Raw genomic sequence first — 14,510 nt, 5'->3', positions numbered from 1 at the left:
TCAGGAGCGTTGGCCCATGAAGAATTTGCGAATCGCGACGTTCAACATCAACGGCATGCGCGCCAGGCTGCCGAACCTGCTGGCGTGGCTGGAGCGGGAGCAACCGGACATTGCCTGCTTGCAGGAGCTCAAGTCGGTCGACAGCGCATTTCCCGCCGCAGCGCTTGAAGCGGCTGGCTACGGCTCGATCTGGCAAGGCCAGTCGTCGTGGAACGGGGTAGCGATTCTGGCGCGGGGTGCGCAACCGCTGGAGAGTCGGCGCGGTTTGCCGGGCGATGACAGCGACAGCCACAGTCGCTATCTGGAGGCTGCCGTGCACGGCATCCTGGTGGGCTGCCTGTACCTGCCCAACGGCAATCCGCAGCCGGGGCCGAAGTTCGATTACAAGCTGGCATGGTTCGAACGGCTGATCACCTATGCCAAGGATCTGCAGAGCAGCGAACACCCGGTGGTGCTGGCGGGTGACTACAACGTGGTGCCGACCGACCTGGACATCTACAACCCGCGATCCTGGCTCAAGGATGCGCTGCTGCAACCTCAAAGCCGCGAGTGTTATCAGCGGTTGCTGGATCAGGGTTGGACCGATTCCCTGCGTCATCTGTATCCGGAAGATCGCCTCTACACCTTCTGGGATTACTTCCGACAGCACTGGCAGAAAAACTCGGGGCTGCGTATCGACCACCTGTTGCTGAACCCGGCATCGAGCCCTTATCTGCAAGAAGCGGGCGTCGACGCCTGGGTGCGTAATGAACCCCATGCCAGCGATCATGCGCCGACCTGGATTCGACTGGGTTCGCGCAAGCGGCGCTGACTTTTACCCGGGTGGCGATTGGCTAAATCAATTGTCAGTCGAACCGGTTTTTCCCTTATACATGGCGGCCAACAGCGGAGAGATCCGCGGCCCCCTGCATAAGGATCGAGCAATGAGCGAGCCACGGCTGACCCACCTGGCGTTGTACCTGCAACATCTGGGCTTCGACGCCCCTCCGGCACCGAACCTGGAAACCCTGCGCCTGTTGCAGCTGCGTCACACCGGCGCCTTTGCGTTCGAAAACCTCACCACCTTGTCCGGCGAGCCGGTGCTCATCGACTTACCGTCCGTGGAGCAAAAAGTCCTGTTCGACGGGCGCGGCGGTTACTGCTATGAACTCAACAGCCTGTACCTGGCCCTGCTCCAGGCGCTGGGCTTCGACGCGCGCGGCATCTCCGGCCGGGTAGTCATGGGCCAACCCGAAGGGGCGTGGACTGCTCGCACGCACCGCTTGAGCCTGGTGACCCTGGACGGCGTGCGCTACATCACCGACGTCGGCTTCGGCGGCATGGTGCCCACCGCACCGCTGAGACTCGATTCGACGGACGAACAGCTCACCCCCCACGAACCCTATCGCATCGAGCGGCATGACGACGGCTACACCCTGCGCGCCAAGGTCGCCGGGGAGTGGAAAGCGATGTACATCTTCGACCTGCAACGCCAGGACGACATCGACTACACCGTCGGCAACTGGTACGTCTCGACCCATCCCGAATCATCATTCAGAAAACAACTGATGGTGGCGCGAACGGGGGAGGGATGGCGGCGTACGCTGAACAACGGCAGCTTTGCGATTCATCGGGTCGGCAGCGAGAGCGTGCGGCGGCAGGTGGCGGATGTAGACGAACTGGTGGCGCTGCTGGAGCGCGAGTTCGGGATTCGCGTGCCGGAGCATGCAAGGTTGAAGAGGGTGCTTGGGCGGTTGATCGAGCCCGGCTAGTTCATGGCTGTACGGGATCCGCGGGCAGGTCCAGCTCGCTTCAACGCTGCTCTAAAGGAGCGCTCGGTTGCCTATGGGCGAACGTCAGGCTCCATCATACGGTGGATTTCGCTGGCGACTTCGAGCAGTTTCTTTTCCAGATTTTTCAGTTCGGAAGCCGTTAACCCTTTCCTCAGATGCCCGGTTTCTGCCGCTTTGCCTTTTTCGCCGAGCAAGGCATGGCGCAATGTGTTGTTGATCACCGTCTGGTAGCCAAATCCCTCGCTCTCCGCGAGCGAACGAGCAGCTTCTATGACGGCATCATCGAGCATGATGGTGATGCGGGTCTTGCCTTTGCTGGAGGCGACTGCTCCACGTTTGGCCTTGCTGAAGTCGTATTCGTCTTTCATCCTCAAGCTTCCATGTAATGGCGACGCTCGTTTTTCGTGGCGATGCGCGCGGAAATGATTCGAACGAAATTCGGATCGCGGTAGGTATAGGCGACGACCAGCAAGCGGCCTTTGGCGTCGAGCCCCATGACGATCCATCGTTGCTCATCATGGTGATCGTCTTGAAACGTCAGGGCTCGCTCGTCATGGAACACCGGCTCGGTCTCGGCAAGGCTGATGCCCTGGTGCTTCAGTTTGTTCGCCGCGTTTTTTGCCTTGTGATACTGAATTTCGAATGACTTCATTATGCATACTTTATATGTATATAGAAGAGGGCAGCCCTACCGGCTGTCGCCACGAATTCAAAAGACTAGCGGGTGTCGCGAAGGCGCTTGGCGGGGATATATTTCAAGGTTTTTTGAGGGCCGGTGACGGCGAGCCTGAAAGGGGGTGGACACATGTCCATAATCCGACCGATAAGTTGTATACAACTCTATAGACATTTGTCCTGAGTATTGAATACAGTGTGCGCACAACAAAAACCAGGGAATCCCCCAAACCATGAAAACGCCCTCTGTTTCACATCAACGGCCCGAGGACGAGAATCTCGGGGTCGGCGCGAATATGGCTTACGGCCTGCAACACGTTCTGACCATGTACGGCGGCATCGTCGCGGTGCCTTTGATCATCGGCCAGGCGGCCGGGCTCTCGCCGGCGGACATCGGTTTGTTGATTGCTGCTTCATTGTTTGCGGGGGGCCTGGCGACGTTACTGCAAACACTGGGTCTACCATTTTTCGGTTGTCAGTTGCCGCTGGTGCAGGGCGTGTCGTTCTCCGGGGTCGCGACCATGGTGGCGATTGTCAGCAGTGGTGGGGAGGGTGGCTTCCAGTCGATTCTCGGGGCGGTGATTGCCGCGTCCCTGATCGGTTTGCTGATCACGCCGGTGTTCTCGCGCATTACCAAGTTCTTCCCGCCGCTGGTGACGGGCATCGTGATCACCACCATCGGCCTGACACTGATGCCGGTGGCTGCGCGCTGGGCCATGGGCGGCAACAGTCATGCGCCGGACTTTGGCAGCATGGCCAACATCGGTCTGGCGGCAGTCACGCTGGTGCTGGTCCTGCTGCTGAGCAAGATCGGCAGCGCGACCATCTCCCGCTTGTCGATTCTTCTGGCCATGGTCATCGGTACGGTGGTCGCGGTGGTCCTCGGCATGGCGGACTTCTCGTCGGTGACTCAAGGCCCGATGTTCGGCTTCCCGACCCCGTTTCACTTCGGCATGCCGACTTTCCACTTCGCGGCGATCCTGTCGATGTGCATCGTGGTCATGGTGACCCTGGTGGAAACCTCGGCGGACATCCTGGCGGTCGGGGAAATCATCGGCACCAAGGTTGATTCCAAACGCCTGGGCAATGGTCTGCGGGCCGACATGCTGTCGAGCATGATCGCGCCGATCTTCGGCTCCTTCACCCAAAGCGCCTTTGCCCAGAACGTCGGGCTGGTGGCCGTGACCGGGATCAAGAGCCGCTTCGTGGTCGCCACCGGCGGGTTGTTCCTGGTGATCCTCGGCCTGCTGCCGTTCATGGGTCGGGTCATCGCCGCAGTACCGACCTCGGTGCTCGGTGGTGCCGGCATCGTGTTGTTCGGCACCGTGGCCGCCAGCGGCATCCGGACACTGTCCAAGGTCGACTACCGCAACAACGTCAACCTGATCATCGTTGCCACGTCCATCGGCTTTGGCATGATCCCCATTGCCGCACCGAACTTCTACGACCACTTCCCAAGCTGGTTCGCCACGATCTTCCACTCGGGCATCAGCTCCTCGGCGATCATGGCCATCGCGCTGAACCTGGCCTTCAACCACCTCACCGCCGGTAACTCCGACCAGCAATCGGTGTTTGCGGCAGGTACCGAGCGGGTGCTGCGTTACCAGGACCTGGCGGCATTGCGCGAAGGGGATTATTTCAGCGAAGGCAAGTTGCACGACTGCGACGGCAAGGAGATTCCGGTGGTCGAGATGGAGCATGGACATGCCGAGCCGCGGGCGGTGCATGGGAAAAGCAGTGAGCATGTGTGAGGAGCTGGAACGGCAGTAGTCGCTTCCTTACTCTGGCTCCTCCTCGAGGAGGTTGCGAAACACTTTGCCTTCTTTCTCGAACTCCCGCTGCACACCCATCACCGCATCATCCAGCCGGATAGCGGGGCACCCCGCCGCGATCGCTTCGATCGCGGCGAACTGGACCACATTGACGATATTGCCGCCGGACAATTCGAAACGGGCGAGGAGGCTCGCGAGGCGGTCGCGGCCATCTTCCTGCGGAAGGGCGCGAATCCAGATCTCCCGGCGCTCTGCCTCGGACGGGAACGGGAAGCGGATGATGGCGTTAAAGCGTCGCTGGAACGCATCATCGATGTTGGTGTGGAAGTTGGATGCCAGGATCACCAGGCCGTCGAACTCCTCAACCCGTTGTAGCAGATAACTGACCTCCTGGTTGGCGTAGCGGTCGTGGGCGTCCTTGACACTTGTCCGCTTGCCGAACAGGGCATCGGCTTCGTCGAAGAACAGGATCCAGTCGCGGTTGCGCGCCTGGTCGAAGAGGGCGGCAAGGTTCTTCTCGGTTTCGCCGATGTATTTCGACACCACGGTGGACAGGTCGACGCGGTACACCTCGCGGCCAGTAGCCTTGCCCAACAGGGTGGCGGTGAGGGTCTTGCCGGTGCCGGGCGGGCCGTGAAACAGCGCGCGGTAGCCCGGGCGCAGGCGGCCGGCCATGCCCCAGTCGTGCGTCAGGGTGCGGCTGTGGCGAACCCAGTGTTTCAGTTCGGTGATGCGCTGCTGCACCTGCGCTTCGAGGACCAGGTCGTCCCAGTCCAGTGCCGTGGCAATGCGACGGGCCGGGAAGCGAGTGCCGAAGGCGGGCGCCTGGGCACTGCCGAGGGTAAAGCGTTCCACCCACTCGCGGGCCATGACAATGCGCCCGGAGAGGATCGGCGCACTATCCTTCGCTTCCTCCAGGCGCAGCACGCCTTCGCGGGCGAACCAATGATCGGCGCAGAACCGCTCCTGCAGCTCGAAACGCATGTCGAGGTCGTCGCCAGCGAGGAGGAAGGCGGCGGTCTCCCCGGTGGGCAGGAGGGCGCGGATGTCCGGATCGCGGATGCCGCCGATTTCCGGGAAGTCGCCCTCGCGAGTCAGCGCCGCGCGGATTTCGTTGTCCAGCAGGGTGGGACGCACGTGTGGCGCCAGGGCCAGCAGCAGGAGCATGTATTCGTCGAATGGCGGCTGGCGTTCGCGGATGAAGTCGCCCAGTGGCGAGCCGTCGTTGAAGAACAGCAGACGGATCTCTCCATCCGCAGCGAAGGTCTCGCCCTTGATGCGCGCACGGATCAGCCGTCCCAGTACGTCGAACGCCGAATCCAGGTTGGCGGCGTTGGAGCAGGGGGCGGGCTGCTTCATTCCTGATTCCTCCACTATTGCGTTGCTGCCACTCTGGTCAGACTCGCACGTCACCAGAGGTAAGCGCGGTGTAGGTGGCGTTCACGTACTTTCTGCGTTTACTTGCCTGGTCGCTCGGGCCTTTCTCCCATAGTCGATCCTTCATGTTGCTCTTGGACGTGTAGTGACCATGGTCGTTGGACTCCGCCAGCAGCAGTTCACTGACGAAATAGGCTGTAACCGCCTTGTCATGCTTCTGGATGGCTTGCAGAAGCAGGCTGGGACTCCCACCGTTGATGTTCGGCACGAAAGCGCTGGCGGTGGCTGGCGGCGGTGAGGCCATCTCGATGGTGACCGGAGGATGAGCTTGCTTCTCGCGGAACCTGGTCTTGTCAGCCGGGTCGCGTTCAGCCTCGCCCCAGATCACCACGATCCGCTGCGGGAAGGCGTCCAGGGGCGCCGGCTTTTTCCAGAAGGTGGTGACAGCACGATAGAAGGACAGCTTGCCCTTGGTCTTGATGGCGACCTTGGCAGGACTCTCTACTTCGGCTTCCATCTTGCGGTTCATGCCTTGCGTGATGGGTACCAGGTTGTCGGCCGTACCCGGGCCGTGGAGATTGTCATTGAGCAGGTGGCCGCGTACCCACTGGTGATACGAGGAACCGTCCGGCCTGGTATCCAGCGCTACGGCATGCGCCCAGCCAGGCGGGTTCTGGGATGGGCTGGAGCCCTTGGTATTGCCGGAAAGGTAAGTCAGTGGCAGTGCGTTGGTAGACTTGTCTCCGCCTGCATTGTGTGCGACCACCGTGCGCACCAGAGCGTTGTCCTCGTTCTCGAAAGTGGCTTTCTCGAGGATGCGTTTGAGTGCATCGAGCTGATTGCGGAAATGGCGAATCTGCGAGTTGATCTGTTGGGTGGCCGCACGGTAGGCGGCCTTGTCCGCAGTGGCCACCTTCTCCCGTGCGGCGCGTAGCGTCTCCAGATCTTCCTCGCTTTTCAGTACCTGCCTGTACTGCGCCAGCGCTTCGCTTGCGAGGGTCTTCTGGTCGGCGGATGCATTCGCGTCCTTCAGTTTCGCATTGAGGAAGTTTTCGATGGTGTCCGGAGTGGAAGCGATCATCAGGTCCGCCCGCTTACCTTCGCCCCGGTAGTAGATCGAGTGGTTGCCGCCATCCTTCGAACGGAACTTGCGGCGCTCCTTCCACCACGACACGAGGTCTTCCACCGCTTGCCTGGCCTTCTCCTTGACCTGCTTCGCCCCGCTCTTGACCTTCGCCACCACCTTCCTGGCAAAGGCGACCACCTTGTCCACCACCCAGTCGATGGCCTTGTTGATCGGCTGGCTGATGGTGGTGAGGACGCCCTTGACCTGCCTGGCGATGTTGCCCAGGCCGAGCACCGAGGCGAACAGCGAGATCAGGACCGGCACCGAACGGGCCAGTGCGTTCTCCACGGCCAGGGTGACCTTGGCGAAGTTGCCGGAAGCCACCTCGGCGACGGCTTCGTAGACCGAGAGGATGAAGTCCTTGATCTGCTGGTAGCGCTCGACCAGGAACATCACCAGGTCGAACACCAGCTTGATCGCCTTGACGATGGCCGATGCCGGGTTGGTCAGCGACAGCAGCCAGACCACGCCTTCCTTGATCGCGGTGACGATCAGCCAGTTGCGGATGGCGCCCATCACCGTTTCCTTCAGGCTGGAAAGCTGGCCCTTGATCTCTTCCCAGAGCGCCCCGGGGCCTTCGGCGATCACCTTCTGCAGCAGCTCGTAGCCCTTTTCCACCAGCTCGAACACCGGCGCCGCGGCGGGGACCTTCTTGATCACCCGCGCCTTGATGTTGGCGTAGGTCAACCCCAAGACCTGCAGGACGATACTGAGGATGCCGCGCGGACTGAACTCGAACGGGCCGGTCAGGTTGACCTCGGACAAGGCACCGGTCAGCCAGCCGATCACTCCGTCGATGAGGTGCTTCTTGATGTTCTTGAAGAAGTTGCCGAGGCCGTCGCCGACTGCGCCGAACAGTTTCTTGATGAAGCCCACCGGATCCTTGAGGATCGACATGATCGCCTTGCCGGCGCGGTCGAAGAAGTCGAACACCGGCTTGGAATCGACCCCGGCGATCTCGCAGGCGCCCTCGATGGCTGCCCGCAGCGCCTCGGCGAAGTCGCCCTGGAGCACCGCTCCGGCCACCCGCACGGCGGTCTTCAGTGCGGTCTGGAAGGTCGAGAGAATCTTGTCGAGGGCGGCGGCGAGGGCGTCCGCGAGCTTGGTGATGCCCGCGATGGCCGCGTCGGCGACGGTGTTCACGCCGTCGATGGCGGCATCGGTGACCGAGTCGATGCCGTCGTTGATGCGCTTGGCGAGGCCGGGGAAGGTGTCCTTCAGGTAGGTGTTGACCTTGTCCTTGGCCCAGTCGCGGAACTTGTCCAGCTTGTCCACCACCCAGTTGCGGGCGTCGTTGATCAGCTTGATCGCGGCGTTCTTCACCTTCTCGATGATCTTCTTCACCGCGTTGCGCACCGCGGTGAAGACCTTGTCGATGGCATCGGTGATGAACTTTACCGCCTTCTTGATCGCGCTCTTGACCCGGTCCCACCAGCTGTCGTTGTCCTGCGCCTTCTCCAGCTCCTTCTTCTTCTCGGCGGCCCGGAGTTCGCCTTCGACCTTCTCCTTCCTGGCGTCCTGCTCGCCCTGGTCCAGTTCGGACTTGGCCTTGCCTTCCTCGAGCTTGACGTGTTCGCCGATCTCCTTGCGCGCCTTGCCCTGCTCGCCGGCGGCGTCCTTGTTGAACGCATTGACGTGCTCGCAGGCCTCGCCGATGCCGTCGCCCTGCAGCTTGGCGACCTTGGCGCGATTGTCGATCACCAGCTTGCGCTGGGCGGCGTCGGTGTCGGCGTTGAGCTGGGCGGCGGCCTCCTGCGCGATGTCGATCTCGCGATCCTTGTCGGTGTCGCGAGTGGCGGCGGCGTCCAGCGCCTGGCTGCGCGCCTCGGCGAGGTTCGGCGTGAGGGTCTTGGCGAGCCGTGCGTCGGCGTTGTCGCGTACGTCCTGCGGGAGCGGCGCTGCGGCATAGGCGGCGACATTGTCGTCGGCCTGGGGATCGATGGTCGCCGCGGCCTCCGCGGAGACGGCGACCGGACGCTGCTCGTCGAGCATGCGCGGCTGGATGTTGGCCTGCCCGGGGTTGTTGCGGAACGCCGTGACCTGGGCGTCGCGCTGGTCCTTCATCGTCGTGATGGCTTCCTCGCGCGGTGTGTCCATGCGCCCGGGATCGGCCTCGCGGGCCAGCGACACGGACGGCCGCTCGCCGGCCGAGGTGTCGATGCTGTCGTCGGTGGTGCGGATGCCTTTGACGAATTGCCTGAGGAAGTTCATGAAGCGGTCCCAGAACGAGCCGGAGTCCTCATCTTCCAGCTCCTGCTCGCGCTCGGCATTGCCCCGGAACGGTGGCGGCGAGCCCGCGGAGACCGTCTGCAGGTCGCCCGGGTCGGGCCCGCTCACCCCAGCGTCGAGCTCGGCGTCGCCGGGGACCGGGATCTCTTGCGCGCTCGCCAGCGGTCCATCGACGCTGCCGGCGGTCTTGGCTTCCAGCACCGGCGGGTTTTCCACCAGCGCCTGCTGCTCGGACTTCATCTTGCCGTCGAGGGTCGGGCCGAGTTCGGGCTGGGTGACGGCCATGGCCGAGGGGCTGGCGTCGATGAATCGGGTGGTTGCCGCCTCGGAGCTACCCGACAGGTCGGCCTTTTCCACCACCGCCACCTGTTCGGCCGGTCCGGTGTCGGCGGGCGCCGGCAGGCTCAGATCGGGTTCGGGCAGCGCTTCGCCCATCAGGTCGCCGGGCGGTGGCGGCAGTTCGCTGTCAAGGTCGACGCTGTCCACGGTCGGGCCACGGTCCGCGGCCGGCGGTGCCTGCTGTTGCGCCTCGGCGGCCGGTTCAGCTACGGCGCCCGGGGCCAGGATTTCCTCCGGCTCGCGGTCCACCGTGACCCTCGGTGCCGGCGGCAGGTCGAGCTCGCCCGCTGGATCAAGGACGTGGTGCCAGTGCTCCTGTACCTGGCCGAGATTGTCCTCGCCTGCCGTGTTGCCGTTGAGGGTAGCGACGCGGGTCTGCTTCTGCGGTTTGCCTTCGGTGTCCTTGCGGGGAGCGAGGCTGACCACGTCCTGGTCGGCGGTTTCGCTCTCGGGGTGTACCGCGCCCTGGGTGGTGTGGGTCAGCTCGTGGGCGAGCAGGTGCTGGCCGGAGCCGTCGTCCGGGGCGAATTCGCCCTCGTTGACGACGATGTCGTTGCCACGGGTGAAGGCCTGCGCCTGCAGCTCGTCTGCCTTCGCCTGGGTGGCGACCTTGCTGAAGAACGGCTTGCGCGCCGCACCGCCGCCCTTGGCCTCGCGGGTGGAAGCGCTGTGTTGCGCCGACGCGGCGATCTTCATGGCTAGCGCCAGTCCACGCTGAGGATCGATTGCATGAACGGGGTACGTACCCGCGACAGCGTCCAGGGCAGGTCCTGCAGCAGGATGTCGATGCCGCTGGATTGGAGGCTGAGCAGCCAGGCATCGCCGCGCCGCTCCAGGCGTCCTGGCCGGCTGAGGAAGCCTTCACGCAGTCCGGCGGGGGAGGTATTGCCCAACCGTTTCCAGTGGCCGATCACGCTGCGCAGCAGGGAGTCGACTTCCTTGCGCTCATGCTCGCTCAGCTCAATGCGGCGCGGCAACGGCTCGCTGAAGGGCAGGCCGCAGAGCAGTTTGAACAGCAGGGTTTCGGGTTCCGGCGCGTCCTCGGCGCCGGTGGCCAGGTGATGGGCGAGCAGTACCGCGCGGCAGTGCGCATCGTGGTCGCGGAAACGGCCCGGGCCGGCGAGTAGGCCGAGGCCGTCGAAAAACATGGCCAGGAACGGGTGCAGCAGCACCGCGCCGGCCGCATGCACCGGGCGCGGTGTGGCGTGCATGGCCGGTTCCGCCGTCGCCAGCGGGGTGGGAGCCAGCGTCAGCACGGCGGACTGAGGCGCCAGGGGGATGCGGCTGCCCAGCGCGACGTAGAGGCTGACCACTTCGCCGAGCTCAGGCAGGCGCAGGCCGCCGGCCAGCCTGCGGATCATCTCGGCCAGCGTAGCGAGCAGCGAGTCCGGCACCGACGCCAGGGACGCTGCCGACGCCATCGTATCCTCGCCGAAAGCGGCAGCCAGAGGCAGTTCCAGCGCATCCGGCAACAGGGCGCGGAACAGGCGCCGGACCAGCGTCGCGGGCAACTGGCGCACCAGCCGTTCGGCAGTGCTGCGGCCGATCAGCAGCGGGCGCAGACGTTCCGCCATTCGGCGCAGGGAGTGGCTGTCCAGCGCGAGCAGGTTGGTGCAGAGGATGGCCAGCGCCTTGCCCGGCTCGACCCAGGGCAGCTCGCCGCTCTGCAGGAAGGCGAGCAGCTCGTCGGTATCCGGCGGCGCGTCGTCGGCCGGAGCGGGCGGCACCAGCGCGGCTGACAGTTGCTCGAGCAGGCGCCGGGTCAGTTCGTCATCGTCCAGTTCATCCGGGGCGAACACGCCCAGGTCGATCTCCACACGGTCGAAGCGGATCAGCTTGCCAGGGCGATCGATGCGGTCGAGGGCAGCTTGCAGCGCCGGCAGGATCATCGAATCGAAACGGTTGCGCAGCAGCGCCTCGAAGCCGCCGCGGGCGGCGCGGTCTGGCGCGGCGAGGTCGAAGACCAGCCGACCGATGCGATGCTCCAGGGCGGCCATCCGGCTAGCCCACGATCTGCAGGGTGACCGCCACCGTGGCGCCGGCCTTCAGACCGATCTCCACCGGTGCCGAGCTCAGCGTGCCGCTGCTGGCGACGAAGGCGTACTTGCCGGCCTTCAGTTCCAGCGAGAGGGTGGCTGTCGCCATGCGCTGCTGTTTGGCCTGGCCGGTGGCCAGGTCGGTGATCACCAGCGTGGCGCCCTGCAGCGGCACGCCGCGCCAGGCATCGCCGCTGACCACGCTAATCTCCACCTTGCCGGTGCTCGGCCTGGGTTCCACCGGCTCGGTGGGCGCAGGCGTAGGCGTTGGAGCAGGAGCCGGCGTCGGGCCGCTGGCCGGTCCGTCCGAAACGGGGGCCGGCGTGACCGGCGTATCCCGAGCCGGCTGTGCGACCAGCACCGCGCGATTGGCCAGGTTGGCCTTCAGGGTGCCGACACCCTGGTTGATCCGCCGGTCCACCACGGTGTCCGAGCAGTCGCTGTCACAGCACAGGTAGGGCAGGCAGAAGTCGCCGAGCACGACGAAGTCGTCGAGCTGGTCGTCGCTGCGCGGCTTGCTGCTGGCGAGCAGTTGCTTGATCGACGCTTGGGCAGAAAGGTCCGGCGCATTCAGCTTGAGCAGTTTGGCGAACACGTCGCCAAGACCGCCGCGCAGTTTCTCCAGGGCGATGCGCATGCCGCCGTCCAGCTCGTCGCGCCCGGCATACAGCAGCACGAAGGTGCCGCCCACCGGTGTGCCGCCCTTGTGCTCCAGGCCGGGATGCTTGCGCGCGAATCCTGCGAAGGTCATCTCCTCGAACATCGACTTCAGGCGCTTGGCCAGCTCCTGGGTGATGGTCGCGCTGGAGGTCTGGGTGGCTGCCGCGCTGACCATGTCGCGCTTGCCGACGATGGCCAGGTTGGCGTTGGCGATCTCCACTCCGGTCTTGGCAGAGTCGGTTTCCGCCTGCGCCGCGTAGTTGACATAGGCGTCGGTGAAGCCGCGCAGGGCGGTGTCGAAGGCCTCGCCGTCGAAATCGGCCAGAGAGTCCGCGCTGGCCACCTTCATCATGTCCTCGGCGCGCGCCATCAGCGCCACGGCGGGGTAGATGGCCTTGCTCAGTTCCTCCTTGTCGCCGGCCACGCCAAGGGTGTCGCTGGCGGCGCGCACGCGCTCGAACAGCTCGCCGCCGATGGCCTTGTCACGCACCTTGTCGTAGACGCTGGCGACCGCCACCGTCTGTAGGGGCTGCTCGGCGGCGGCGCTCTGGGCGAGGACCTTCACCGTATCGTTGGCGAAGATCTTCTGGTTGCGCGCCGTACTTAGGACCTGGTCGCTGATCAGGCGGACCTTCCGTTGCTCCTGCGGTTCGAGATTGAGCACCGCCAGGTTGGCGTTCAGCACCCGTCCGCCCACCGCGCCGGTTGCGGGAGACGGCGCGGTGACCGACGGCGTGCGCTTGGTGGCCTTGGTGGCGTCGAGGCGGCCGAGCACCTGTACCAGCCAAACCATGAAGGCGAAAATGGCCGCCATGATCGTCAGGAAGATCACGTCGAGGTCGCGCATCCGGCACACCAGCAGTTGCTGGATGGCCGCCAGTGCGCGCTGCCGGGCAGCATCGTTCTGCCGGGGATCGTCGCTCAGCGCGACCCATACCGGCTGGAGGGAGAACGACAGGCCGAGGCGGCGTTTCTCGCGGATCAGCTCGGCCATGGTCGAGCCGAGCGGCTTGCCGAGCACGCCTTCGATACGGATGAAGTCCTGCTCGTCCTGGCGCAGCAGCAGTGGGTGTGGATTGGCGCTGGCGCTGAACTGCCAGGAGTGGATGGCGTCGAAGCGGTTGGTCCGCGCCTTGCGCCACGACCAGTTGACGAACAGGTCGCTGCCGGCATCGAAGCGGTAGTAGAAGGGGATCGCCCGTTCGCCGAGCGGGGCGGCGCCGTCGCGGGATGGGGTCAGCTCGATGTCCGCGCCGAGCAGGTTGCGTGTGGCGTAGGTCTGCGCAATCAGCACCATGCGGCAGAACAGCGCACGCAATTCGGCGGCCCTGTCGTCACCGCAATCCACGGCCGGGGAGGGCACGAAATGATGACGACGATGCGCCGGCGCGCCTTCCGGAGCGGCACCGCCCTTGGCGGTAAGGGCATCGTACTGGGCATAGTCGGCGAGGGTCTTCGGCGCCCCGGCAAAGGCCAGCGGTCGCGGCTCCACATCGCCGGCCAGTAGGTGTTTCGGAAAACGCGCCGGGTTGGGTGCGCACTCGGCATCGAACAGCGCCGCGCATTCGACGAATTCGTTGTAGCCGAGCAGCAGGTCGTGCATGCCGGCGTACAGGTACTGCACCAGCACCGGCGTCTCGACCAGCGCGGCGACCATGTTCAGCAGGTGGTGTCTGGGGATGGGCCCGTCAGGGAAGCGGGCGTCCGGATAGAGGTCCTGCAGCAGCGGCCTGTAGGCGCTCCACGCGGCGTTCATCGCCGGCATCAACTGTCCGGCTACCTTGACGATGCAGGCCAGGTAGCGACCGTGCAGGTCGGCCAGGTCGACCAGCGATGTGCCCGCCGGGTTGATCTTGTCCATCGCCAGGCGCGGCAGGCTGAGGCGCGGGTGGTTGGCGCGGTCCACCGGGCGGCCGGCGATGGCCTGTTCCTGGCTGAGGATGGTGTCGGCGATGCTGCGCGACACCAGCAGGCGGCGCAGGGTCAGGTTCATCTCCGAACCCTTGTCCGAGCAGTCGTTGACGTTGCAGTTCTTCAGCGATTCGAGGTTGGTTTCGAGGAACAGCAGCAGCGTCTTGTCGGCGACGAAGGCGGCCGTCAGCAGCGTCGGCGCGGCCTCGCCGGGAGCCGGCTGGAAGTCGGTGGGCAGCAGTTCGAAGGCCTCGCGCTGGGTGTTGCCGTCGAACAGGAAGGGGTAGCGCGCCTTGGCCTTGTCCTCCGCCGTGGTGGTGGGGCCGGAGGGGATCGGTACGCTGTAGGGACGCACGCGGTCGAACAGCGTGTGGTCCTCGACGATCAGGTGCCCCGCCGAGGTGACGGCGACGCCCCGCGACAGCGCCAGGGTGCCGGCTGTGGCGTTACAGTCCGGGCGCAGGCCGCCGATGACGCCGATGCCGGTGAGGTTGGCGCGGGTCGTGCGGTCCTGCGGTTCGAGGTATTCGATGATGTCGTTCAGCAGCTCGGAAGTGAGCACCTGGCCGGTCTCGAAAACCGGGTAGAAGGTCTGGATGTCCATGTGCCGCGC

General features: G+C 64.8%; 9 protein-coding genes. 3 read left to right on the top strand and 6 right to left on the bottom strand.

Annotated elements, in window-relative coordinates; translation table 11 throughout:
• Positions 1–16 precede the first annotated feature (16 nt).
• The gene (locus F8N80_RS06605; RefSeq protein WP_150745285.1) at positions 17–811 is read left to right on the top strand and encodes an exodeoxyribonuclease III; all 795 of its coding nucleotides are present in this window, start codon (positions 17–19) and stop codon (positions 809–811) included.
• A 112-nt stretch (positions 812–923) separates the two neighbouring features.
• Positions 924–1,751: an arylamine N-acetyltransferase family protein gene (locus F8N80_RS06600; protein WP_150783503.1), complete on the top strand. Its 828-nt coding sequence runs from the start codon at positions 924–926 to the stop codon at positions 1,749–1,751.
• 71 nt (positions 1,752–1,822) lie between these two features.
• Here the strand turns inward: F8N80_RS06600 and F8N80_RS06595 are convergent, their stop codons facing one another.
• Together F8N80_RS06595 and F8N80_RS06590 are read right to left on the bottom strand one after the other, a co-directional pair.
• Positions 1,823–2,140, bottom strand: coding sequence for a BrnA antitoxin family protein (locus F8N80_RS06595; RefSeq protein WP_150745283.1), 318 nt, complete (start codon positions 2,138–2,140; stop codon positions 1,823–1,825).
• A 2-nt stretch (positions 2,141–2,142) separates the two neighbouring features.
• The gene (locus F8N80_RS06590) at positions 2,143–2,424 is read right to left on the bottom strand and encodes a BrnT family toxin (protein WP_150745282.1); all 282 of its coding nucleotides are present in this window, start codon (positions 2,422–2,424) and stop codon (positions 2,143–2,145) included.
• Positions 2,425–2,680: 256 nt separating this feature from the next.
• Between F8N80_RS06590 and F8N80_RS06585 the strand changes: the two genes are divergently transcribed.
• Positions 2,681–4,198, top strand: coding sequence for a nucleobase:cation symporter-2 family protein (locus F8N80_RS06585; RefSeq protein ID WP_150745281.1), 1,518 nt, complete (start codon positions 2,681–2,683; stop codon positions 4,196–4,198).
• Between the two features lie 27 nt (positions 4,199–4,225).
• Here F8N80_RS06585 and F8N80_RS06580 read toward each other — a convergent pair whose 3' ends face one another.
• From F8N80_RS06580 to F8N80_RS06565, 4 genes are read right to left on the bottom strand one after another with little or no spacing between them, the layout of a single operon-like run.
• Positions 4,226–5,578, bottom strand: a complete 1,353-nt coding sequence (locus F8N80_RS06580) for an ATP-binding protein (RefSeq protein ID WP_150783502.1) — start codon at positions 5,576–5,578, stop codon at positions 4,226–4,228.
• A gap of 37 nt (positions 5,579–5,615) precedes the next feature.
• Entirely contained in the window at positions 5,616–9,986 is a 4,371-nt protein-coding gene (locus F8N80_RS06575) for an eCIS core domain-containing protein (RefSeq protein WP_150783501.1), read from the bottom strand.
• Between the two features lie 2 nt (positions 9,987–9,988).
• Entirely contained in the window at positions 9,989–11,287 is a 1,299-nt protein-coding gene (locus tag F8N80_RS06570; RefSeq protein ID WP_150783500.1) for a contractile injection system tape measure protein, read from the bottom strand.
• Positions 11,288–11,291: 4 nt separating this feature from the next.
• The gene (locus F8N80_RS06565) at positions 11,292–14,501 is read right to left on the bottom strand and encodes a hypothetical protein (protein ID WP_150783499.1); all 3,210 of its coding nucleotides are present in this window, start codon (positions 14,499–14,501) and stop codon (positions 11,292–11,294) included.
• Positions 14,502–14,510 lie beyond the last annotated feature (9 nt).

The organism is Pseudomonas fluorescens, assembly GCF_902497995.1.
GTDB lineage: Bacteria > Pseudomonadota > Gammaproteobacteria > Pseudomonadales > Pseudomonadaceae > Aquipseudomonas > Aquipseudomonas fluorescens_BK.
Note: the sequence above shows the minus strand (reverse complement) of the source record. Positions and strands in the feature narration are given on the sequence as shown.